This window comes from Pseudomonas sp. MDV22-iso1 (assembly GCF_058145095.1).
In genome coordinates this window covers 1-21,725 of record NZ_JBYVMF010000046.1, presented here as the reverse complement: position 1 = coordinate 21,725, position 21,725 = coordinate 1, and the positions used below count along the sequence as shown (strand labels likewise).

Genomic DNA, 21,725 nt, shown 5'->3' with positions numbered 1-21,725 from the left:
AGCCCGGGCCGAAGAAAAACTTAACGTCGTGTCCGGGATTAGTTGACCACTACATACCCACTCGAAAAACAATGCTGCTGGCGACCGATCAACAGCAGTCGGTGTTGAACACCCTGGATGGGAACGGACGTCGGTCTATCGCCTATACGCCCTATGGTCATCGTTCACGGGAAAATGGCTTGCTCAGCCTGCTGGGGTTCAACGGCGAACCGCCGGACGCGCTGACCGGGCATTATCATTTGGGCAATGGATATCGGCAGTTCAACCCGGTATTGATGCGGTTCAACAGCCCGGACAGTTGGAGTCCGTTTGGGGACGGTGGGTTGAATGCTTATGCGTATTGCGGGGGGGATCCACGTAATCGAACTGATCCTACGGGGCATGTCTGGAAAATTGAAAAAGCCTTAAGGCGGTTTCTGGGATTAAGGCCAATTGGAGAAAAGGCCCCGTCTCGCGCGCAACTTTCTAAAAGGACAGAAAGCCTAAAACCCACCACACGTCCACCCCATTCACTTAGTCAAAGAGCGTATTCAATAAGTGATGCTCCCGATACAAACTCCATCACTCAACCGGAGCGCAGTATCAGGAAAGCAAATGCCCTCCCTAACACACGTTCAAATCCCAGACTTAACATTGATGTAAAGCCATCGCAGCGCCCCACTACCGTCCCACAAGTTGGCAAACACTTCCCACCCAAACCTTCACCATCTATCGACGTTGTTGAGGATATTGAAAGTTATACAAAATACGCAACTTTTGACCAACTTTACATTGACCACGGGAACAGTAGAGAAATACTCAACGCGCTTGGAAACCAGCCGTCAACATCAAAAATCCTGAGAAATCTCAGGATCACCGAGGAAGCAATACATATACGATTTTCTTAAAAATCACATGTATTCAATTGAATAAGGTAGCCCTAAACAGACATGGCTTTCACTCCGCTATCAACAATCCGGCTTATCCGCGGTAAACCGCCGAGCCGGATTCACCGCCGCGCCAAACTCACGCAGCGCCTTCGCCCCGATCAGCAACGGATAGTTGAAGCTGCTGCGATCCGTCAGATTGACCTCGACCGTACGCTTGACGTTACCCAGGCACAATTCCAGATCCACCACCGGCCGCTTGGTCGGCGCGGTCGCTTCATCGTCATCCGCGTCCTCTTCCGAGCGGGTTTTGATCTTGCTGATCCGCGCGATCTTGTGTTCGTAAACCTTGTTACTGGCGTCCTTGGTGGCAAGACGGAAACGCACCCACTCATCGCCATCACGGGTAAACATCTCGATGTCCTTGGCGGACAGCGACGCGGTCAAAGCTCCGGTGTCCATCTTGGCCTTGAGCACTTCGCCACCGATTTCCGGCAGCGCAATGTATTCGTATCGACCGTACAGCGTCGGCTCGGCGGCCAGAACCGGCAGGGCCACGAGGGAAAGCAGTGCAAGAAGGGATTTCACGTAATGGGCTTCCTTGGAAAGGTGGGCAGCGGGATTTTAGACAGTCTGTGAGTTATTCGTTCGCCCGTGAGGCCGCATCGCTGGCACATTCAACACAACACTTGAGCAAAGCATACCCAGCCAAAAGTGAAACATTCGTCGTCACCGATTTGGCCTGTCGCCCGAAGCTGCTTATCATGGCGCGCCCAAATGATTCCAAGAGTTACTTATGCGCCGCCTGCTCACCGGCTGTTTCGTCACCCTGCTGCTGTTGCTCAACACCCTCGTCCTGATCGGACCGCTGATGGTGTTCGCCTTGTTAAAACTTGTCCTGCCTGGCCGCTTTCGCGATGTCGCCTCCTGGGCGGTGATGTGGATCGCAGAGACCTGGGCCGAAATCGACAAGCTGATCTTCCGCCTGTGCATCCCCACCCAATGGGACATTCGTGGTGGCGACGATCTACGCGGCGACACCTCCTACCTGGTGGTCAGCAACCACCAATCCTGGGTCGACATTCCGGCCTTGATCCAGACGCTGAACCGACGCACGCCGTTCTTCAAATTCTTCCTCAAGAAAGAACTGATCTGGGTGCCGTTTCTGGGGCTGGCGTGGTGGGCTCTCGATTACCCGTTCATGAAACGCTACACCAAGGCCTTTCTGGCCAAACATCCCGAACTGGCAGGTAAGGATCTGGAGATCACCAAAGCCGCGTGCGAGCTGTTCAAGCGCCAGCCGGTTACGGTGGTCAACTACCTGGAAGGCACACGATTTACGCCGGCGAAAAGCCGTCAGCAGCAATCGCCCTTCAAGCACCTGCTCAAACCCAAGGCGGGTGGCGTGGCATTTGTGCTGGCCGCCATGGGTGAACAGCTGGACGCCATCCTCGATGTGACCGTCGTGTATCCACAGGTAAAAATTCCGGGGTTCTGGGATTTGATCAGCGGCAACGTGCCAAGGGTCATCATCGACATCAAAACCCGCGAACTCGACCCCGCCCTGTGGCAGGGCGACTACGAAAACGATCCGGTGTTTCGCGTACAAATCCAGAACTGGGTCAACCAGCTCTGGATCGAAAAAGATCAGCGCATCGACGCGTTGCGCGCCGAACGCCGTTGATTCAACTACCGGTACCGGCGCCCCAGATTCCGCCCAGGCTTTGCAGCAGCGAACCGCCAACGCCCTGCTGACCGAGGTACTGCAGGATCACCGGGGCAAACTGGCCGATCATGCCGCCGTCCATGCCCAACGCGCTGAACGCATTGTTCAGGTCATTGGTGTCCTTCACATTGCCGAGGGCGTTTTCCAGACCCGCCGATTTGCCCGACGAGCCAAGTAACCCGGCGAGCGCGCCCAATTGTCCGCCACCCGACAACGTGTCGATTCCCGGCACGCTTTTGGCCAATTCGGAATAGTCAGTCGAGCTCAATTGATTTTTCGCCAACCCCAGCATCGCGCTGGTACCGCCCACGGCCTGTTGCGGCGTCACGTTCAATTGGCTAAGCGCGCCCAGCAGGTCCGCCGTTTCCGGAGTCGGTGCTGCCGCTGTCGCTGCGTTATCACCCTTCATGCCTGAAATGGCATTGGCCGCATCGTTCAGGCTGAACTGAGCAAAGACCGGGCTGGCCGCCAGACTCATCAGCGAAGCCAGTGCAAAACCGCGTGAAATCTTCATCCAGACATCCTCTTGCGTCATGAAAAACCGCCCACTCAGGAACGGAAAAAACTGCCGATTGGACCGGGCATCAGCGGGCATGTTCCTCGGCCATGTATCCATTTTCACGCAGCGTACGTATAGGAAGTGTGAAACCCCGGATGCTATGCGATGAATGGCAAGTTTTGATGCTGCGACGAAGGCCCCGGGAGACCTGAAAGCGCGTCGACCCTAACAGTTCTGCTAGTACCCAATACCAGTGGATTAGGTCACTGTTTATCCCTGATCGATGCCCACTCCAGGGAGCCAACGCCCATGCAGACCCACAGTAAAACGCCGCTTTGCAGCTATCACTACGACGCTCTCGATCGGCTGGTCGACTGCAAACTGTCTGGACAGGAAAGCGCCCGGCGCTTTTATCAGAAGGATCGCTTGGCCACAGAGATCAATAGCACCGTCCAACACTCGATCATGCAGCACGACGATCACCTGCTGGCGCAACAGCAGCGCCGGACTGATGCCGTAGAAACCAGCCTGCTCGCCACCGATCAACAGCGATCTGTATTGAGCGCACTCAATGCGACCACTCCTCGGCCAGTAACCTACACACCTTACGGCCACCGCCCATTGGCCAGCGGCCTACTCAGCCTGCTCGGCTTCAACGGCGAATGGCCGGATCCGGTGACCTGGCATTATTTGCTGGGGAATGGGTATCGGGCGTTTAACCCGGTGTTGATGAGATTCAATAGCCCGGACAGTTGGAGTCCGTTTGGGAAGGGCGGGATGAATGCATATGCGTATTGCTCAGGTGAGCCGGTCAATCGATACGATTCAACAGGAAAAAGTTGGAGGTTAGTCAAAGCGAATCTGAAAATGATAAGCCGCATGAACGAACCCTTGGAAGTTCAATCCTCCCGAGCACTTCTAAAGAAACCAAGCAGCGGCAACATGTTGAATATCCAGCGAGTTGGGGAAGGCGCGTATTCCTTCGAGGATATTTACAAAGGCAAACGACGCCTGAATTTTGAGGCACACGGAGAGGAAACGGCCATTGACCAAACATCCAGAATAGGGGTTAACGGCGAGCTTTGGAGTGCCGAACGGCTGTGGAACTCTGTAAAAGGAAAAACAAACTTCGAGGACTTTGCGAATATTCGAATCATTGCCTGCTTCTCAGGCAACGGAGGAAACAGCTCATTTGCCGCAGCATTTTCAAAACTAAGCAAAACGCCCACCAAAGGCTATATCGGGAAAGTCCCTAGTGCGCCCTTACCGGAGATAATGGAAAAATTGTTTAGTGCTGTAAAAAACCAGTTTCCACTAGAGCCCTATGAATTTGTTAACACTTTCCACCATCAAGCCCATTACATCCGGAAGGCACCCAAAGATCGCAATACACCACACAACTTCAAGCCTATCAAATTCACACCATAATTATTCCCGCTCTTCCGCTTTCCTGAGTCCACCAACCCATAGGTATACACGCAATGTCATCATACCTTTACAACTACCAATACGACCCTCTGGATCAGCTGGTCGCGTGCTCGCTATCTGGACAGGAAAGCGCCCGACGCTTCTATCAAAAAGATCGCCTGGCCACGGAATTCAGCGGTGCCGTACAGCATTCGATCATGCAGCACGGAGACCAGTTACTGGCGCAACAGCAGCGCCGGACTGATGCCGTAGAAACCAGCCTGCTCGCCACCGATCAACAGCGATCTGTATTGAGCGCACTCAATGCGACCACTCCTCGGCCAGTAACCTACACACCCTACGGCCACCGCCCATTATCAAGCGGCTTGCTTAGCTTGCTCGGCTTTAACGGCGAACGGCCTGATCCAGTGACCGGGCATTATTTGCTAGGGAATGGCTATCGGGCGTTTAACCCGGTGTTGATGCGGTTCAATAGCCCGGACAGCTTAAGTCCTTTTGGGAAGGGGGGGCTGAACGCGTATAGCTATTGCGAGGGTAATCCGGTGAGTCGACGAGACCCAAATGGGCACTGGTCTATTTCAGGAGCATTTAACTGGCTATGGGGCGCATTTACGCGCCCTACACAATCGCGCGCCTCCACGAATATAGCCGCCGTAAACAGACCGGCTGGAAGCAGTTCTTCTATCGGTACCGTCGCATCGCGGACCGGCACCATAGATCAACGCTCTCGCTTATCGGATATAAGTATTATAGCCCACCGAAATCAAACACCGGACGTGCCTCAGCTTCGCAGCCTGTCGCAGTCGGCGATCCCAGAGCCTCCCGTTCCGGCATATCCAAATCTGGGACCTGAGGATTGGTTAGATCTTGAAAGTGTCTTCCAGATTGCACCGTACGAGGCAACACAAGAAGAGCTGACGATGGTATTAAACCAAACTTGGAATAATAGACAAAGGCGATCGAGCCCGCTCGATTCAATAGTGTTTTTGAATCAGTTCGTCCGCGATTGAGACAAAGAATCTTTGCATCAGTCCACTTCAGGGTCAGCCACCATGCAGACTTACAGTAAAACGCTGCTTTGCCGCTACCACTATGACCCTCTGGACCGACTGGTCGATTGCACATTTCGTGCTTATGAGCCAGCAACGGAAACCACCACGGACAACTTGGCTTCGCAAATAAATCAAGTCCCATTAAGACGACCTCCCGCATATTCGCCTCAAGAATATCCGCCTCCTTATGATTTTTTTTCAAGTCGCGCTTCAATGAGTTCAGATATCGGGACTTCCGCGCCTTATCTCCAAAGAGGTGGTTCTGCGCCGATGGCGGGCACACCCCCTCCTCTTTATACAGGCAATCACCCCCTGATATTAAGTTCAGTACAACAGATAAAACTGCACTACAAACTCGATCAAAGACTTGCGCACTTACATCGAATAGAGAACGTTACTAACCGCATCGAGTCAATTCCGAACTCCATGCAAGCGACCATCGAATCGCTAACAAATCAAATAAATAGCTACCGAAGCATGCTAGGTCAGCCCCCTATCTACAGTAGGATTCAACAAGTACGAGAGTCTATTTAAGAACCGTCTGTAAAACAGAAGGGCGCCACTTCGACGCCCTTCTGTACATCACACGTTCTCACGCCGCACTAAACAACTTATGCGGATCAATCACAAACTTCTTCGGCACGCCCGCATCAAACTCGCCATACCCACGCGGCGCGTCATCCAGGCTGATCACTTCCACACCCACGATGTCCGCGATATGAATACGGTCCCACATGATCGCCTGCATTAGCTGGCGGTTATATTTCATCACTGGCGTCTGACCAGTGTGGAAGCTGTGGGATTTAGCCCAGCCCAAACCGAAGCGGATGCTCAGGCTGCCCATTTTCGCAGCAGCGTCCACGGCACCTGGATCCTCTGTCACGTACAGCCCTGGGATACCGATTTTGCCCGCAACACGCACCACGCCCATCAACGAGTTGAGCACAGTCGCAGGCGCTTCGTGCTTCACGCCATCATGACCATGACCGCGTGCCTCGAAGCCCACGGCGTCGACGGCGCAATCCACTTCCGGCTCACCCAGCAGTGCGGCGATCTGTTCGTGCAGCGGGGTGTCCAGGGACAGGTCAGCGATTTCGAAACCCTGAGCCTTGGCGTGCGCCAGGCGGACGGTGTTGACGTCACCGATGATCACCACGGCAGCGCCCAGTAGGCGAGCAGAGGCGGCAGCCGCCAGACCGACCGGGCCGGCACCTGCGATGTACACAGTGCTGCCTGGACCAACGCCGGCAGTCACTGCACCGTGGTAACCGGTGGGCAGGATGTCGGAAAGACAGGTCAGGTCGCGGATTTTTTCCATCGCACGATCGCGGTCCGGCAGTTTCAGCAGGTTGAAGTCAGCGTACGGCACCATCGCGTATTCAGCCTGGCCGCCAGTCCAGTCGCCCATGTCGACATAGCCATAAGCGCCACCAGGACGCGCCGGGTTAACGCTCAGGCAAACGCCGGTGTGCATCTCTTTGCAGGAACGGCAGCGCCCGCACGCGACGTTGAACGGCACCGAGACCAGGTCACCGATTTGCAGGTTCTCGACGTCGCTGCCCTTCTCGATCACTTCACCGGTGATTTCGTGGCCCAGGACCAGGCCGGTCTGGGCGGTGGTGCGACCGCGCACCATGTGCTGATCGGAACCACAGATGTTGGTGGACACCACGCGCAGGATGACGGCGTGATTAATCTTCCTGCCGCGCGGGTCCTGCATTTTTGGATAGTCGATTTTCTGTATTTCGACTTTGCCATTGCCGAGATACACCACACCACGATTGCCAGACATGCTTTCACCTCGCTGTTGTTTTTATGTAGCGATCGCGTCGCCATCAATGGGCGGCGCGTTGTTTGCTCGGGTTATTGCCTGTGTCTTTTGCGTTGTTTGTCAGGACCTCATCGCGAGCAGGCTCACTCCTACAGTGAACGTTGGTGTGACCGGGATCTGTGGGCAGACACAAATCCACTGTAGGAGTGAGCCTGCTCGCGATAGCTATCTAAAGAACGACCGTGCGATTGGCGTTCAAAAACACCCTTCGCTCAATGTGATACCCAACAGCCCGCGCCAACGTCAGCCCCTCGATATCCCGCCCCTTGGCGATCAAATCTTCCGGGTAATGGCTATGGTCTACCGCCTCCACGCCCTGGGCGATGATCGGGCCTTCATCCAGGTCGTTGTTGATGTAATGCGCCGTCGCGCCCACCAGTTTCACACCCTTGTTGTACGCCTGGTGATAAGGCTTGGCGCCCTTGAAACCCGGCAGCAGGGAGTGATGGATATTGATCGCCTTGCCGTCGAGTTTGCGGCACAGCTCGGGCGAAAGGACCTGCATGTAGCGGGCTAGAATCACCAGTTCGGCGCCGGACTCTTCGATGACCTGCCATACCTGACGTTCCTGTGAGGGCTTGTCGTTCGGGTCCAGCGGGAAGTGGTAATACGGAATCTGATGCCAGTCGGCCAACGGCTTGAGGTCCGGGTGATTGGAGACCACGGCGGCCACGTCCATCGACAACTGGCCGATGCGCTGGCGGTAAAGCAAATCGTTGAGGCAGTGATCGGCCTTGGAGACCATGATCACCACTTTCGGCCGGTAGTTCGGCGCGGTCAGTTCGAAGATCATGCCGAAGGCTGCACCGCGTTCTTGCAGACCGGCGCGAAACGACTGCTCGTCGAAGCCGTCGGGCTGGCGAAATTCCACTCGAATGAAAAAACGCCCGGAGAGCCGATCATCGAAGGAATGGTGCTCGGTAACGTAGCAACCCTGCTCGAACAGAAAGCGGGTCACCGCATCCACAGTGCCGAGGACGCTTGGGCAGTCGGCGGTCAGAATCCATGTGTCTGGTGCGCGGCTCATAGTGCGGTGACTCCTGCTGCAAATTAGGTGTTCACATAAAACCTGTGGCGAGGGGATTTATCCCCGTTGGGCTGCGAAGCAGCCCCAAAAAAGTCGATTCAAACAAATCGGGATAACGAGTGGTGAGGTTTAAGGGCTGCTTCGCAGCCCAACGGGGATAAATCCCCTCGCCACAACAGCCCCTCGTCCTTAAGAGAGTGAATCAAGCCTGAACACTCAGCCCATACTCAGCGGCAGCATCCTGCAACCACAACCACCAGTAATCCGAGAAACTGCGGCGAATCAGCAATTCCCAGGTGTCTTCAGCGGTATGGCGAATCACCAGCTGTGATTTGGCAAACACGGTACCCACCGCCTTACCCACCGGAAAGCTGTTCGGGTGCACGTCATAGCTGGTGGATTTCATCAGCACCTGACGCACATTCGGGCCGCTCAGTTCGAGGATCTGCTGGCCGCCACTGACGTTGACGATCTGAATGTGCAAATCGCCCAACGCTTCGCGGAGTTTTTGTTCGGCAGCGAATTCTTCACCGGTTGGCACGATCAGCAGCCATTCATCCGGCCCCATCCATTGCAGGCTGGTTTCGCCTTTGACGATCACGCTGAGGGCGCCTGGCAGTTCAATGCCGAGGGCCTTGTGCACGCCGGCAGAGAATGCCGCATCGTGTCCATCACCACGAATGGTCAGATGGCCAAGCAGTTTTTTCTCACGCACGATCACACCGGCGTTTTTGCGCCCTTTGCCCACCAGGCTGGCGAGGTCGGCATGGTGCAGCGACGACTCGGCCTTGGCCCCGGTGGTTGGACGTTGTTGGTAAACATTGGCTGCGGTCATAAAGCACCTTTCCTGAATTCTGTTGGTTCCTGTGGTGGCGGCACTGCCGTCATCGCCAGCAGGCTAGCTCCCACATTCAACCGCGTTCACCTGTGGGAGCTAGCCTGCTAGCGATAGCGGTAGCCGACTCTCCACAGGACACGAGGCCACTAAACGTTCTGGCGCTCACCCTTCGGATCAAAGAACACCGAAGAAACGATTTCCGCCTCGATCACGCTGCCGTCAGCCAGCGGTGCGAACACTCGCTCACCCATCCGGCTCAGCCCGCCTTTCACCACGCCCATGGCAAACGAATAGCCCAGGGAGTTGTGCGCATAGCTGGACGTCACGTGGCCGACCATGCTCATCGGAATCGCTTGCTTGGTGTTAAACACAAGCTGCGCACCTTCCGGCAGCCATTTGTTCGGATCGATCGGCTTGAGGCCCACCAACTGCTTACGCTGATCCCGCACACAGTCTTCACGGTTCATGCCGCGCCAGCCGATCCACGAGAACGGTTTGGTGCGACCCACACACCAGCCCATGTTCAGGTCGTCCGGGGTCATCGAGCCGTCAGTGTCCTGACCGACGATGATGAAGCCCTTCTCGGCCCGCAGTACGTGCATGGTTTCGGTGCCGTACGGTGTCAGGTTGTACTGCTTGCCCGCCTCGACAATTTTTTCCAGCACGCCCATCGCATAGTCGGCCTGAACGTTGACTTCGTACGACAGCTCACCGGTAAACGAAATCCGGAAGACCCGCGCCGGCACGCCAGCCACCAGGCCTTCTTTCCAGGTCATGAACGGGAACGCTTCGTTGCTCAAGTCGATGTCGGTGACGTGACTGAGCAGCTTGCGGCTGTTCGGCCCGGACAAGGTCATGGTCGCCCAGTGATCGGTGACCGACGTGAAGTACACCTTCAGGTCTGGCCATTCGGTCTGCTGATAGATCTCCAGCCACTGCAACACGCGTGCAGCGCCGCCGGTGGTGGTGGTCATCACGAAATGATTGTCGGCGAGGCAAGCGGTTACGCCGTCGTCGAACACCATGCCATCTTCTTTGCACATCAGGCCGTAACGCGCCTTGCCCACGTCGAGCTTGGTCCAGGCGTTGGTGTAGATACGGTTGAGGAACTCACGCGCATCCGGGCCCTGGATGTCGATTTTGCCCAGGGTCGAGGCGTCCAGCAGGCCGACACTGTCGCGCACGGCTTTGCATTCGCGCTTCACGGCGGCGTGCAGGTCTTCACCGTTTTTCGGGAAGTACCATGGACGTTTCCACTGACCGACGTCTTCGAACTCGGCGCCATTTTTCACGTGCCAGTGATGCAGCGCGGTGAAGCGCACAGGTTCGAAAATGTGCCCGCAGTGACGACCCGCCACGGCACCGAAGGTCACCGGTGTGTAGTTGGGACGGAACATCGTGGTGCCCATCTGCGGGATGGTCACGTTTAGCGAACGGGCGGCAATGGCCAGACCGTTGACGTTACCCAGCTTGCCCTGGTCCGTACCGAAGCCCAGCGCGGTGTAGCGTTTGACGTGCTCGACCGACTCGAAACCTTCGCGGGTCGCCAGTTCGATGCCGCCAGCGGTGACATCGTTCTGGAAGTCGACGAATTGCTTCGGCGCTCGTGCAGAGTTCTTTTCATGAGGCACCTGGAACAGCGCCAGGGTCGGCTCTTCGAGACGGCTGAGGGCCTTCGGCAACGAGCCTTCGACCGCACCGAAGCCGGCTTCGCTGGCTGCGCGTGCGCCACCTTCGAACCCATCGGCCAGGGAATCGCCGAGACCGTAAACGCCGTTGATTCCGCCGACGCACACACGTTTCTGCGGTGCTTCGCCCGGTACAAAACCGAGGATGTCTTCACGCCAGGTCGGCTTGCCGCCCAGGTGCGAAGCCAGGTGAACCACCGGGCTGTAACCGCCGGAACTAACGACCAGGTCGCAATCAAGCCACTCACCCGGACTGGTCACTGCGTGAGCTTTGACATCAATCGCCGCCACGCGAGCAGCGGTCACGCGCTTGGTGCCACGGGCTTCGATCACGGCGCTGCCGGTCAGGATGCGAATGCCTTTTGCGCGTGCTTCCTCAACCAGTGCACCGCGAGGATTGCTGCGAGCATCGGCGATGGCCACGACTTGCAGGCTGGCATCGAGCCAATCAAGCGCCACGCGGTAGGCGTGATCGTTGTTGGTCGACAGCACGAGTTTTTTGCCCGGTGCCACGCCGTAACGACGCACGTAGGTCGACACAGCGCCGGCGAGCATGTTGCCCGGCACGTCGTTGTTGCCGTAAACCAGCGGACGCTCGTGAGCGCCGGTCGCCAGGACCACGCGCTTGGCGCGAACACGGTGGATACGCTGACGCACCTGGCCAATCGGTGCGCGGTCACCAAGGTGATCGGTCAGGCGCTCGTGAATGGTCAGGAAGTTATGGTCGTGGTAACCGTTGACCGTAGCGCGGGGCAACAGCAGCACGTCCGGGGTGTTTTTCAATTCGTTGATGACGCTGGCAACCCATTCCACGGCCGGTTTGCCGTCGAGGCTTTCGCGGGAGTCGAGCAGGCTGCCGCCGAACTCTTCCTGTTCATCGGCGAGGATCACGCGGGCGCCGCTACGGGCCGCCGCCAATGCTGCGGCGAGACCTGCAGGGCCACCGCCGACGATCAGCACGTCGCAGTGCTGGTTCATGTAGTCGTAGGTGTCCGGATCGTTCTCGGTCGGCGAGCGGCCAAGACCGGCAGCCTTACGAATGTACTTCTCGTACGTCATCCAGAACGATTGCGGGTACATAAAGGTTTTGTAGTAGAAGCCCGGTGGCATCAGCTTGCCGCCGACCTTGCCGAGAATCCCCATCATGTCGTTGTTCACGCTCGGCCAGCCGTTGGTGCTGGTGGCGACCAAACCTTGGTACAGCGCTTGTTGCGTGGCACGCACGTTCGGGATCTGCGTGGCTTCGGTGGCACCGATCTGCAGCACCGCGTTCGGCTCTTCGGCACCGGCAGCGAAGATGCCCCGTGGACGGGAATACTTGAAACTGCGGCCGATGATATCCACACCGTTGGCGATCAGGGCGGCAGCCAGGGAATCGCCTTCAAAGCCTTTGTAGGTCTGGCCGTTGAAGGTGAAGCTCAGCACTTTGTTGCGGTCGATCCGTCCGCCGTTGGACAGGCGATTGATCTGGCTCATACCTTCTCTCCCAGAGCCGTCGTGGCCGCTTTCGGGCTATCGGTCTTGTCGGTGAATTGTGGCTTGGTGCCGATCTTGTAGGTCTCGAGAATCTCGTAGGTCACGGTGTCGCGGGTCGCGTTGAAGTACTGGCGGCAACCAGCGGCGTGAATCCACAGTTCGTGGTGCAGACCGCGAGGGTTATCGCGGAAGAACATGTAGTCGCCCCACGCCTCGTCGGTGCAGGTCGTCGGGTCCAGTGGACGCGGGATGTGCGCCTGGCCGGATGCGTGGAATTCCTCTTCGGAGCGCAGCTCGCCGCAGTGAGGACAGAAGATATGCAACATGGGGATTTCTCCTGTTAGTGGGCAACCGCAGCAGCGCCGTGTTCATCGATCAACGCACCGTTGTGGAAACGGTCGATGGAGAAAGGTGCGGCCAATGGGTGCATTTCACCCTTGGCCAGGCTCGCGGCAAATACGTTGCCCGAGCCAGGTGTAGCCTTGAAGCCGCCGGTGCCCCAACCGCAGTTGAAGAACATGTTCGGGACCGGGGTTTTCGAGATGATCGGGCAGGCATCCGGCGTGGTGTCGACGATGCCGCCCCACTGCCGGTTCATGCGTACGCGCGACAGCACCGGGAACATCTCGACGATGGCCTGGATGGTGTGCTCGATCACCGGGTACGAACCGCGCTGGCCGTAGCCGTTGTAGCCGTCGATACCGGCGCCGATCACCAGGTCGCCCTTGTCGGACTGGCTGATGTAACCGTGCACCGCGTTGGACATGATCACGCTGTCGATAATCGGCTTGATCGGCTCGGACACCAGCGCTTGCAGCGGGTGGGATTCGATCGGCAGGCGGAAACCGGCGAGCTTGGCCATGTGCCCGGAGTTACCGGCAGTGACCACACCAACGCGCTTGGCGCCGATGAAGCCCTTGTTGGTTTCAACGCCGATGCACACACCGTTTTCCTTGCGAAAACCAATCACTTCGGTCTGCTGGATCAGGTCCACGCCCAAGGCGTCAGCGGCGCGGGCAAAACCCCAGGCCACGGCATCGTGACGGGCCACGCCGCCGCGACGCTGAACGGTCGCGCCCATCACCGGGTAGCGGGTGTTCTTCGAGCAGTCGAGGTACGGAATCTCGTCGGCCACTTGCTTGGCATCGAGCAGTTCACCGTCGACGCCGTTGAGGCGGTTGGCGCTGACCCGACGTTCGGAATCACGGATGTCCTGCAGGGTGTGGCACAGGTTGTAGACGCCGCGCTGGGAGAACATCACGTTGTAGTTCAGGTCCTGGGACAGGCCTTCCCACAGTTTCATCGCGTGTTCGTACAGGTGCGCCGACTCGTCCCACAGGTAGTTGGAGCGAACGATGGTGGTGTTGCGCGCGGTGTTACCGCCGCCCAGCCAGCCTTTCTCGACCACGGCCACGTTGGTGATGCCGTGCTCTTTGGCCAGGTAGTAAGCGGTCGCCAGACCGTGGCCGCCACCGCCGACGATGACCACGTCATAGACCTTTTTCGGGGTCGGCGTGCGCCACATCTTCTGCCAGTTTTCGTGATGGCTGAGGGAGTGTTTGAAGAGGCCGAAGCCTGAGTACCGTTGCATAGTCATTTACTCCAAAACCGCACTCAGCGATAAACCGGGAAGTCCGCGCACAGAGCCGAAACCTGCTGGGCAACATTGGCCTCGACATCGGCGTCGCCGAGGTTGTCGAGGATGTCGCAGATCCAGCCGGCCAACTCGACACACTGCGTCACCTTGAAGCCGCGCGTGGTCACCGCCGGGGTGCCGATGCGCAGGCCGGAGGTCACGAATGGGGACTGTGGATCATTCGGCACGGCGTTCTTGTTCACAGTGATGTGGGCGCGACCGAGGGCTGCGTCCGCCTCTTTGCCGGTGAGGCCCTGACGGATCAGGCTGACCAGGAACAGGTGGTTATCGGTGCCGCCGGACACTACATCGTAGCCGCGTTTGATAAATACGCCGGCCATGGCCTGGGCATTGTCGATGACTTGTTGCTGGTAGGCCTTGAAGCCCGGCTCCAGCGCTTCCTTGAAGCACACCGCCTTACCGGCGATCACGTGCATCAGCGGGCCGCCCTGACCACCGGGGAACACGGCAGCGTTGAATTTCTTTTCCAGCTCTTCGTTGGCCTTGGCCAGGATCAGACCGCCACGTGGACCGCGCAGGGTTTTGTGGGTGGTGGTGGTGACCACGTCGGCGTACGGCAGCGGGTTCGGGTACAGGCCAGCGGCGACCAGACCGGCCACGTGGGCCATGTCGACGAACAAGTACGCACCGACCTTGTCAGCGATCTGACGGAAGCGCGGGAAGTCCAGGGTCTTCGAATAAGCCGAGAACCCGGCGATGATCATTTTTGGCTTGTGCTCGACTGCCAGGCGCTCGACTTCGTCGTAGTCGATCAGGCCGGTGGTGGTGTCGATACCGTACTGCACTGCGTTGTAGAGCTTGCCGGAGAAGCTGACTTTGGCGCCGTGGGTCAAGTGACCGCCGTGGGCCAGGCTCATGCCCAGCACGGTGTCGCCTGCATTCAGCAGCGCGAGGTAAACAGCAGCGTTGGCCTGGCTGCCGGAGTGCGGTTGCACGTTGGCATAGTCCGCACCGAACAGTTGTTTGGCGCGCTCGATGGCCAGGGCTTCAACCTTGTCCACGTGCTCGCAGCCACCGTAGTACCGCTTGCCCGGATACCCTTCGGCGTATTTGTTGGTGAGGCCACTGCCTTGCGCTTCCATGACGCGTTTGCTGGTGTAGTTCTCTGACGCGATCAGCTCGATGTGATCTTCCTGACGTTGCTCTTCGGCATTCATCGCCGCCAGCAGTGCATCGTCGTAACCCTGGATCTGGTCTTGCTTGCTGAACATCGCGTCTCTCCCAGCGGCGGTGGTGCGCCATTCGTCTCGGTGAGGCACGTACCTTTCGGCAGTGCCCTTTGAATGCGATGGTATGACCGGCGCAGACAGGCCAAATGCCTACGGACGCCACGCAAAGGTGCGTTTACGACATGGCGGGAAATGACCTGAAGCGGGCAGCTCGACGTGGCGAGGGGATTTATCCCCGTTCGGCTGCGAAGCAGTCGCAAAGTCAGTCAACGACGGGGATAGGGGGGAAATACCAAGGGACCGCTACGCGCTCCAACGGGGATGAATCCCCTCGCCACGGGGGAAGGTCAGTCCAAGAGTTGGCGCAAGGCCAGAAGCGCCAGGAAATGCGCGGGATAAAGCGCATACGCCCAGCGGCGCATTGGCGGTGGTTGGAGATGCCTGGCATGTTGCAACAAGAACAGCCCGATCAATGGCGCGACCAGACACACGGCGATGCCAAGGATGGCCGCACTGTTACCGAACCGGGCAGAGTGATACAGCACCTCCCATTGATTGGCAGCGAGGCATACAACCCCCGGCAACAGGCTGAAATACCAGGGCCGCCTGATCACCAGCAACATCGCCAGCGGCAGCAGCACGCCGAAGAAACCGAACATCAGTCGATCCGGAACAAGAGCCGCCAGCACCACGGCACCCACTGCCAGCAGCCGCGTCTGCAGCGTGTTGTGCTGCCAGCCCCGCGCCACCAACAACCCCAACACCAACGTTGGCATCACGTTCAAGGTGTCGGGATCCGGCATGAACATGCGGTAGGGTATTTCACTGATGGCGCTGAACAGCAGCAGCCAACCGAGGTATCGCCATTGGCCGTCCTGCGTCATTGCACGCGCCCGAGCCAGGTTCGCCGCCATCGCCAGACAAAACCACGGGAACGCCAACCGCCCCGGCACATACAGCAGATCAACGGAGTAACCGACATATCGCAGGTGATCGAGCACCATGCTCAACAGCGCCAGCCACTTGAGCAGATCGAGTGCCCCGTCCCGTTGAGTCATGTGCATAATTGCCCATCGTCATTGTATTTTTCTGACAGATACATCGCGTGTGCTCCCCGGACGATCTTCGGTAAAGTGCGCACCATCATTGACCACGAAGCCCTTCACCATAAGAGCCTCGCACACGGAAGCCGGCCATGACCGACAAGAGCCAACAATTTGCCAGCGACAACTATTCCGGTATCTGCCCTGAAGCCTGGGCTGCCATGGAACAGGCCAACCACGGCCACCAACGCGCTTACGGCGACGATGAGTGGACAGCTCGCGCCTCCGATCAATTCCGCAAACTGTTCGAAACCGACTGCGAAGTGTTCTTCGCCTTCAACGGCACCGCCGCCAACTCCCTGGCCCTGTCATCGCTGTGCCAGAGTTACCACAGCGTGATCTGCTCGGAAACCGCCCACGTCGAAACCGACGAATGCGGCGCGCCGGAGTTCTTCTCCAACGGCTCCAAGCTGCTCGTCGCACGCACTGAAAACGGCAAGCTGACCCCGGAATCGATCCGCGAAGTCGCCCTCAAGCGCCAGGATATCCACTACCCGAAACCGCGCGTCGTGACCCTGACCCAGGCGACCGAAGTCGGCAGCATCTACACCCCCGAAGAAATCCGCGCCATCAGCGTCACCTGCAAAGAGCTCGGCCTGAACCTGCACATGGACGGCGCGCGGTTCTCCAACGCCTGCGCATTTCTGGGCTGCTCTCCAGCCGACTTGACCTGGAAGGCCGGCGTCGACGTGTTGTGCTTCGGCGGCACGAAAAACGGCATGGCGGTGGGTGAAGCGATCCTGTTCTTCAACCATAAACTGGCAGAAGACTTCGATTACCGCTGCAAACAGGCCGGTCAGCTGGCTTCAAAAATGCGCTTCCTGTCGGCGCCTTGGGTCGGGATTCTGGAAAACGACGCCTGGCTCAAATACGCCCGCCACGCCAACCACTGCGCGCAGTTGCTGGCTGAACTGGTCAGCGACATTGCGGGCGTGGAACTGATGTTCCCGGTGCAGGCCAACGGTGTATTCCTGCAACTCTCGGAACCGGCCATCGCCGCCCTGACCGCCAAGGGCTGGCGCTTCTACACCTTCATCGGCAACGGCGGCGCACGCTTCATGTGCTCGTGGGATACCGAAGAAGAACGCGTCCGCGAACTGGCGGCGGATATCCGCGAAGTCATGTCCCGCTGATCCCGTCGAGCAGCTACCCAAATACCGTGTGGTGAGGGGATTTATCCCCGTTCGGCGGCGCAGCCGTCGTAAAACCAGCCAATGCGGTCTGCCAGACAGACCGCATTCCCAGTATTTGGGGCCGCTTCGCAGCCCAACGGGGATAAATCCCCTCGCCACAAGGGCGCTCCTCCACTCCCAGCCTGCGTCAGCTCCATCGTCTACATTGTTTGTCGAGCCCTCCGCTCAGACAACAATAACCAGGAGCGTACGCATGTCACTAAAAGGCAAAACCCTGTTCATCACCGGTGCCAGCCGTGGGATTGGTCGTGAAATCGCGCTGCGTGCCGCGCGGGACGGGGCCAATATTGTGATTGCTGCAAAAAGCGCCGCGCCCCACCCCAAATTGCCGGGGACTATTTTCAGCGTGGCGCAGGAAGTTGAAGCGGCGGGCGGCAAGGCGTTGGCCTTGCAAGTGGACGTGCGTGATGAACTCGCGGTGTGCGAGGCGCTGGCTCAAGCCAACGAACATTTCGGCGGCATCGATGCGCTGATCAACAATGCCGGCGCGATCAAACTGACAGGCGTTCAGCACATCGAACTCAAGCGCTTCGACCTGATGCACCAGATCAACACCCGCGCCGTTCTCCTGTGCAGCCAGGCCGCCCTGCCCTATCTGAAAAAAACCAATGGCCACATCCTCAACCTGTCGCCGCCGTTGAACCTGGCGACGAAATGGTTCGCGCAATACAGCCCCTACACCGTGACCAAATACGGCATGAGCATGCTGACGCTGGGCATGAGCGAGGAATTCAAAAACTACGGCATCAGCGTCAACTCGTTGTGGCCGCAGACCATGATTGCCACTGCTGCCATCGAATTTCAGCTGGGTTCGCGCGAGTCCTTCAAGCACGCACGAACGCCGGCGATCATGGCGGATGCGGCGCATGTGATTTTGAGCAGCGTTAATCGCAGCATGACTGGACGGCTGCTGATTGATGAAGAGATTCTGAGAGAAAACGGAGTGAAGGATTTTGAAGGTTATCGGTTTGAACCGGACTCCACCGACAAGCTGATGACAGACCTGTTCATAGACTGAAACACCCAAACTCCCTATAGGACTGTAGGAGCTGTCGAGTGAAACGAGGCTGCGATCTTTTGATCTTTCTTTTAAAAGCCAAAGTCAAAAGATCGCAGCCTCGTTTCACTCGACAGCTCCTACACAGCTCCTACCGGGGAGATTCGGCGGGTGTCAGAACTCGATCCGCACATCCCCTTTCGGCACGCTGCAGCACGACAGGATATAACCCTCGGCCTCGTCTTCCTCGGTGATGCCGCCGTTGTGCTCCATCTCCACCTCGCCGCCCAGTTTCAACACCTTGCATGTCCCACAGATCCCCATCCCGCAGGCTTTCGGAATCAGCAGGCCGAGCTTGGCGGCTGCCGCATGCACGGTTTCCCCGGGCGCCACACGAATGCTTTTCCCGGAAGCAATGAACTCTACCTGGTGCAGATCCGCCAGATCGACTTCAGGCGCATCCGCCGCTATCTCGGCTTGCTCCACCGCATCGGCACGGGCTTCCGGTGGCGTCGCGCCGAAGGATTCCTCGTGATAACGCGACATGTCGAAACCAACCGTTTCGAGCATGCGCTTGACCGCATTCATGTACGGCGTCGGCCCGCAGCAGAACACTTCGCGCTCCATGAAGTCCGGCGCCATCAGTTCGAGCATCTTGTGGTTCAGGTAACCGCGATAACCGGCCCACGGCTCGCCCAGACCATGCTTCTCGCAGATCAGGTGCAGGCTGAAGTTATCGATTCGCGAAGCCATGTGTTCCAGCTCGCGGTGATAGATGATGTCTTTGGGCGAACGAGCGCTGTGGATAAACACCATGTCGACGTTGCCGTTGGTGTCGTAGAACCAGCGTGCCATCGACATCACCGGTGTAATGCCGACGCCGCCGCTGAGGTACAGCACTTTCGGCGCGGTGAAGTCCATGGCGTTGAACAGCCCGACCGGTCCGTGCACCGCCAGTTCCTGACCTTCATGCAGGGTGTCGTGCAACCAGTTGGACACCTTGCCCCCCGGCACGCGCTTGATGGTCACCGAAAAGCTGTAAGGCACCGACGGCGAGCTGGAAATGGTGTAGGAGCGCATGATCGGCACGCCCTCGATTTCCAGCTCCAGGGTGACGAACTGCCCCGGCTTGAAGAAGAACAGAATCGGCTGGTCGGCCATGAAACAGAAGGTGCGCACGTCCCAGGTTTCCTGGATGACTTTGACGCAACGGACGATGTGTCGACCATTGGCCCAGGTCTGGGTCGTTACCGGATTCAGGAAGCTGTTGGACATGCTGTTCTCCACCGCCGATGCTCGGCCTTATGTTGGCGATTCTGCGTATAGCGCGAACCACCCATTTACCTATCTGCGACATTCACATACTTATCGCGACCAGCCCCCAACTACCGGGGGTTGCGCGTCGGGAACAGATTGGGCCATGTCGCCCATGGATAAGGTTCCGGGTAGCGCCGGCCCCACACTCGCTTCACACCACTACAGTTTCTTTACACCTTGCGTAGCAAACCTGATTAGCCACTTTCGCCGGCCTCACAGAAAGGCCATGAGGATCAAATCGATGGACGTCACCGCAAAAATCAGCCTGGGCGATCCGCTGGAACCCGCACGCAAGGCCACCGCGCAAATGCTCCAGGAGCGCGAACGCACTTACTCGCTGCCGCAGCCGTTTTACTCTGACGAGCGGCTGTTTGATATCGACATGCAGGAGATCTTCCAGAAAGAGTGGTTGATCGCCGGCATGACCTGCGAGATCCCGACCAAGGGTAATTACCTGACCCTGCAGGTCGGCAAAAACCCGATCATCGTGATTCGCGGCGCTGAAGGCGTGGTGCATGCGTTCCATAACGTCTGTCGCCACCGCGGTTCGCGCCTGTGCACCAGTGAAAAAGGCAAGGTCGCCAAGCTGGTCTGCCACTACCACCAGTGGACCTACGAGCTGGACGGTCGTCTGTTGTTCGCCGGCACCGAAATGGGCGCCGACTTCGACATGAAGCAATACGGCCTCAAACCGGTGAACGTGAAAACGGCCGGCGGTTACATCTTCATCAGCCTGTCGGAGAACCCGCCAGCCATTGATGACTTCCTGTCGACGCTGAGCCATTACATGGAACCGTACGACATGGAGAACACCAAGGTGGCAATCACCACCACCTTGATGGAGAAAGCCAACTGGAAACTGGTGCTGGAAAACAACCGCGAGTGCTACCACTGCAACGCGTCGCACCCGGAACTGCTCAAGACCCTGCTGGAATGGGACGACGTCACCGATCCACGCGCCGATCAGGCGTTCAAGGACCACGTCGCTGCCTCTTCCGCTGCCTGGGAAGCCGAGAAGATTCCTTACGCCCACGCCAGCTTCGGCCTGCGTAACCGCATCGTGCGCATGCCGCTGCTTAAAGGCACCGTGTCGATGACCCTGGACGGCAAACAGGGCTGCGCCAAACTCATGGGCCGCATCAAGAACCCGGACCTGGGCTCAATGCGCATCCTGCATTTGCCGCACTCGTGGAACCACTGCATGGGCGACCACATCATTGTCTTCACGGTGTGGCCGATCAGCGCTCAGGAAACCATGGTCACGACCAAGTGGGTCGTGCACAAGGACGCCGTTGAAGGCGTGGATTACGACGTCGACCGCATGCGTCAGGTCTGGGATGCAACCAACGACCAGGACCGCCGTCTGGCCGAAGAAAACCAGCGCGGGATCAACTCCACGGCCTATCAGCCCGGGCCTTATTCGAAGACCTACGAGTTTGGCGTGGTGAACTTCGTGGATTGGTACAGCGAACGGTTGCTGAGCAATCTGGGGGCAGAGCCTGCGCCTTACCTCAAGGGAGTACCGGTTCAAGGTTAACGGCAAAAGCATCGCGAGCAGGCTCACTCCTACATTTGATCTTCGGTATGCCAAAGATCCCCTGTAGGAGTGAGCCTGCTCGCGATGGCGGCTTACCTGCCCACACCTCACTTCCCGGCAACCTACCACTCTGTAGAACTGTACGAAATATGATCTATTCCGTTCAGGCCTATACGCACCGCACCTCGCAGCCTTCCACGAACAAGTTATCCACACCTCCACCCACAGCTAATGGGGACAAGTGTGCATCTGCCTGAAACTTTCTCCACACAATCCGAAGAAAATCCGTGACTTATTAACATTCACGGTTTTGAACGACGA

Annotated in this window: 18 protein-coding genes; 7 read left to right on the top strand and 11 right to left on the bottom strand. The window is 58.0% G+C overall.

Features of this window, described 5'->3' with window-relative positions; genetic code table 11:
* The coding region (locus AC3ZVB_RS28615) for an RHS repeat-associated core domain-containing protein (protein WP_490148437.1) at positions 1-887 on the top strand (887 nt) is incomplete at its 5' end.
* Between the two features lie 60 nt (positions 888-947).
* Here the strand turns inward: AC3ZVB_RS28615 and rloA2 are convergent.
* The gene (gene rloA2, locus AC3ZVB_RS28610) at positions 948-1,454 is read right to left on the bottom strand and encodes a retropepsin-like aspartic peptidase RloA2 (protein ID WP_162436209.1); all 507 of its coding nucleotides are present in this window, start codon (positions 1,452-1,454) and stop codon (positions 948-950) included.
* Positions 1,455-1,662: 208 nt separating this feature from the next.
* Here rloA2 and yihG point away from each other — a divergent pair, with 208 nt between their 5' ends.
* On the top strand, positions 1,663-2,550 hold the full coding sequence (gene yihG / locus AC3ZVB_RS28605) for a 1-acylglycerol-3-phosphate O-acyltransferase, YihG family (RefSeq protein ID WP_490148436.1): 888 nt from the start codon (positions 1,663-1,665) through the stop codon (positions 2,548-2,550).
* Between the two features lies 1 nt (position 2,551).
* On the opposite strand, the gene AC3ZVB_RS28600 is transcribed toward yihG, so the two are convergent.
* Positions 2,552-3,106 (bottom strand): DUF2780 domain-containing protein, encoded by a 555-nt coding sequence (locus tag AC3ZVB_RS28600; protein ID WP_490148435.1) that lies wholly within the window; start codon positions 3,104-3,106, stop codon positions 2,552-2,554.
* A 294-nt stretch (positions 3,107-3,400) separates the two neighbouring features.
* Between AC3ZVB_RS28600 and AC3ZVB_RS28595 the strand changes: the two genes are divergently transcribed.
* Positions 3,401-4,519: an RHS repeat-associated core domain-containing protein gene (locus AC3ZVB_RS28595; protein WP_490148434.1), complete on the top strand. Its 1,119-nt coding sequence runs from the start codon at positions 3,401-3,403 to the stop codon at positions 4,517-4,519.
* A 53-nt stretch (positions 4,520-4,572) separates the two neighbouring features.
* Positions 4,573-5,529 (top strand): RHS repeat-associated core domain-containing protein, encoded by a 957-nt coding sequence (locus AC3ZVB_RS28590; RefSeq protein WP_490148433.1) that lies wholly within the window; start codon positions 4,573-4,575, stop codon positions 5,527-5,529.
* A 634-nt stretch (positions 5,530-6,163) separates the two neighbouring features.
* On the opposite strand, the gene fdhA is transcribed toward AC3ZVB_RS28590, so the two are convergent.
* The 8 genes from fdhA to AC3ZVB_RS28550 form a co-directional block, all read right to left on the bottom strand.
* On the bottom strand, positions 6,164-7,363 hold the full coding sequence (fdhA, locus tag AC3ZVB_RS28585; RefSeq protein WP_007947729.1) for a formaldehyde dehydrogenase, glutathione-independent: 1,200 nt from the start codon (positions 7,361-7,363) through the stop codon (positions 6,164-6,166).
* 208 nt (positions 7,364-7,571) lie between these two features.
* Positions 7,572-8,429, bottom strand: coding sequence for a formyltetrahydrofolate deformylase (gene purU, locus AC3ZVB_RS28580; RefSeq protein WP_194691087.1), 858 nt, complete (start codon positions 8,427-8,429; stop codon positions 7,572-7,574).
* A gap of 202 nt (positions 8,430-8,631) precedes the next feature.
* Entirely contained in the window at positions 8,632-9,264 is a 633-nt protein-coding gene (locus tag AC3ZVB_RS28575) for a sarcosine oxidase subunit gamma (protein WP_123513157.1), read from the bottom strand.
* A gap of 149 nt (positions 9,265-9,413) precedes the next feature.
* Complete coding sequence (locus tag AC3ZVB_RS28570; RefSeq protein WP_490148432.1) at positions 9,414-12,431, bottom strand: sarcosine oxidase subunit alpha; 3,018 nt, start codon at positions 12,429-12,431, stop codon at positions 9,414-9,416.
* Positions 12,428-12,757, bottom strand: coding sequence for a sarcosine oxidase subunit delta (locus AC3ZVB_RS28565; protein ID WP_490148431.1), 330 nt, complete (start codon positions 12,755-12,757; stop codon positions 12,428-12,430). The genes AC3ZVB_RS28570 and AC3ZVB_RS28565 overlap by 4 nt, the downstream gene beginning before the upstream one ends.
* Positions 12,758-12,771: 14 nt before the next feature.
* Positions 12,772-14,022 (bottom strand): sarcosine oxidase subunit beta, encoded by a 1,251-nt coding sequence (locus tag AC3ZVB_RS28560; RefSeq protein WP_007947735.1) that lies wholly within the window; start codon positions 14,020-14,022, stop codon positions 12,772-12,774.
* 23 nt (positions 14,023-14,045) lie between these two features.
* Positions 14,046-15,299: a serine hydroxymethyltransferase gene (glyA, locus tag AC3ZVB_RS28555; protein ID WP_162436199.1), complete on the bottom strand. Its 1,254-nt coding sequence runs from the start codon at positions 15,297-15,299 to the stop codon at positions 14,046-14,048.
* A gap of 305 nt (positions 15,300-15,604) precedes the next feature.
* The gene (locus AC3ZVB_RS28550) at positions 15,605-16,321 is read right to left on the bottom strand and encodes a TraX family protein (protein WP_490148430.1); all 717 of its coding nucleotides are present in this window, start codon (positions 16,319-16,321) and stop codon (positions 15,605-15,607) included.
* Positions 16,322-16,452: 131 nt separating this feature from the next.
* Between AC3ZVB_RS28550 and AC3ZVB_RS28545 the strand changes: the two genes are divergently transcribed.
* Positions 16,453-17,493: a threonine aldolase family protein gene (locus AC3ZVB_RS28545; RefSeq protein ID WP_162436197.1), complete on the top strand. Its 1,041-nt coding sequence runs from the start codon at positions 16,453-16,455 to the stop codon at positions 17,491-17,493.
* Between the two features lie 253 nt (positions 17,494-17,746).
* Positions 17,747-18,571, top strand: a complete 825-nt coding sequence (locus tag AC3ZVB_RS28540; protein ID WP_490148429.1) for an SDR family oxidoreductase — start codon at positions 17,747-17,749, stop codon at positions 18,569-18,571.
* A gap of 153 nt (positions 18,572-18,724) precedes the next feature.
* On the opposite strand, the gene gbcB is transcribed toward AC3ZVB_RS28540, so the two are convergent.
* Positions 18,725-19,825, bottom strand: a complete 1,101-nt coding sequence (gbcB, locus tag AC3ZVB_RS28535) for a glycine betaine monooxygenase reductase subunit (RefSeq protein ID WP_162436195.1) — start codon at positions 19,823-19,825, stop codon at positions 18,725-18,727.
* Between the two features lie 283 nt (positions 19,826-20,108).
* Between gbcB and gbca the strand changes: the two genes are divergently transcribed.
* Positions 20,109-21,404, top strand: coding sequence for a glycine betaine monooxygenase oxygenase subunit (gene gbca, locus AC3ZVB_RS28530; protein WP_162436194.1), 1,296 nt, complete (start codon positions 20,109-20,111; stop codon positions 21,402-21,404).
* Positions 21,405-21,725 lie beyond the last annotated feature (321 nt).

Bases quoted from the DNA above. Each gene is read 5' to 3' on its own strand.
- fdhA (WP_007947729.1), bottom strand. From the start codon at position 7,363: ATGTCTGGCAATCGTGGTGTGGTGTATCTCGGCAATGGCAAAGTCGAA.
- AC3ZVB_RS28570 (WP_490148432.1), bottom strand. From the start codon at position 12,431: ATGAGCCAGATCAATCGCCTGTCCAACGGCGGACGGATCGACCGCAAC.
- AC3ZVB_RS28590 (WP_490148433.1), top strand. From the start codon at position 4,573: ATGTCATCATACCTTTACAACTACCAATACGACCCTCTGGATCAGCTG.
- gbca (WP_162436194.1), top strand. From the start codon at position 20,109: ATGGACGTCACCGCAAAAATCAGCCTGGGCGATCCGCTGGAACCCGCA.
- AC3ZVB_RS28550 (WP_490148430.1), bottom strand. From the start codon at position 16,321: ATGCACATGACTCAACGGGACGGGGCACTCGATCTGCTCAAGTGGCTG.
- purU (WP_194691087.1), bottom strand. From the start codon at position 8,429: ATGAGCCGCGCACCAGACACATGGATTCTGACCGCCGACTGCCCAAGC.
- AC3ZVB_RS28600 (WP_490148435.1), bottom strand. From the start codon at position 3,106: ATGAAGATTTCACGCGGTTTTGCACTGGCTTCGCTGATGAGTCTGGCG.
- AC3ZVB_RS28545 (WP_162436197.1), top strand. From the start codon at position 16,453: ATGACCGACAAGAGCCAACAATTTGCCAGCGACAACTATTCCGGTATC.
- glyA (WP_162436199.1), bottom strand. From the start codon at position 15,299: ATGTTCAGCAAGCAAGACCAGATCCAGGGTTACGACGATGCACTGCTG.
- gbcB (WP_162436195.1), bottom strand. From the start codon at position 19,825: ATGTCCAACAGCTTCCTGAATCCGGTAACGACCCAGACCTGGGCCAAT.
- AC3ZVB_RS28560 (WP_007947735.1), bottom strand. From the start codon at position 14,022: ATGCAACGGTACTCAGGCTTCGGCCTCTTCAAACACTCCCTCAGCCAT.
- yihG (WP_490148436.1), top strand. From the start codon at position 1,663: ATGCGCCGCCTGCTCACCGGCTGTTTCGTCACCCTGCTGCTGTTGCTC.
- AC3ZVB_RS28565 (WP_490148431.1), bottom strand. From the start codon at position 12,757: ATGTTGCATATCTTCTGTCCTCACTGCGGCGAGCTGCGCTCCGAAGAG.
- AC3ZVB_RS28595 (WP_490148434.1), top strand. From the start codon at position 3,401: ATGCAGACCCACAGTAAAACGCCGCTTTGCAGCTATCACTACGACGCT.
- AC3ZVB_RS28575 (WP_123513157.1), bottom strand. From the start codon at position 9,264: ATGACCGCAGCCAATGTTTACCAACAACGTCCAACCACCGGGGCCAAG.
- AC3ZVB_RS28540 (WP_490148429.1), top strand. From the start codon at position 17,747: ATGTCACTAAAAGGCAAAACCCTGTTCATCACCGGTGCCAGCCGTGGG.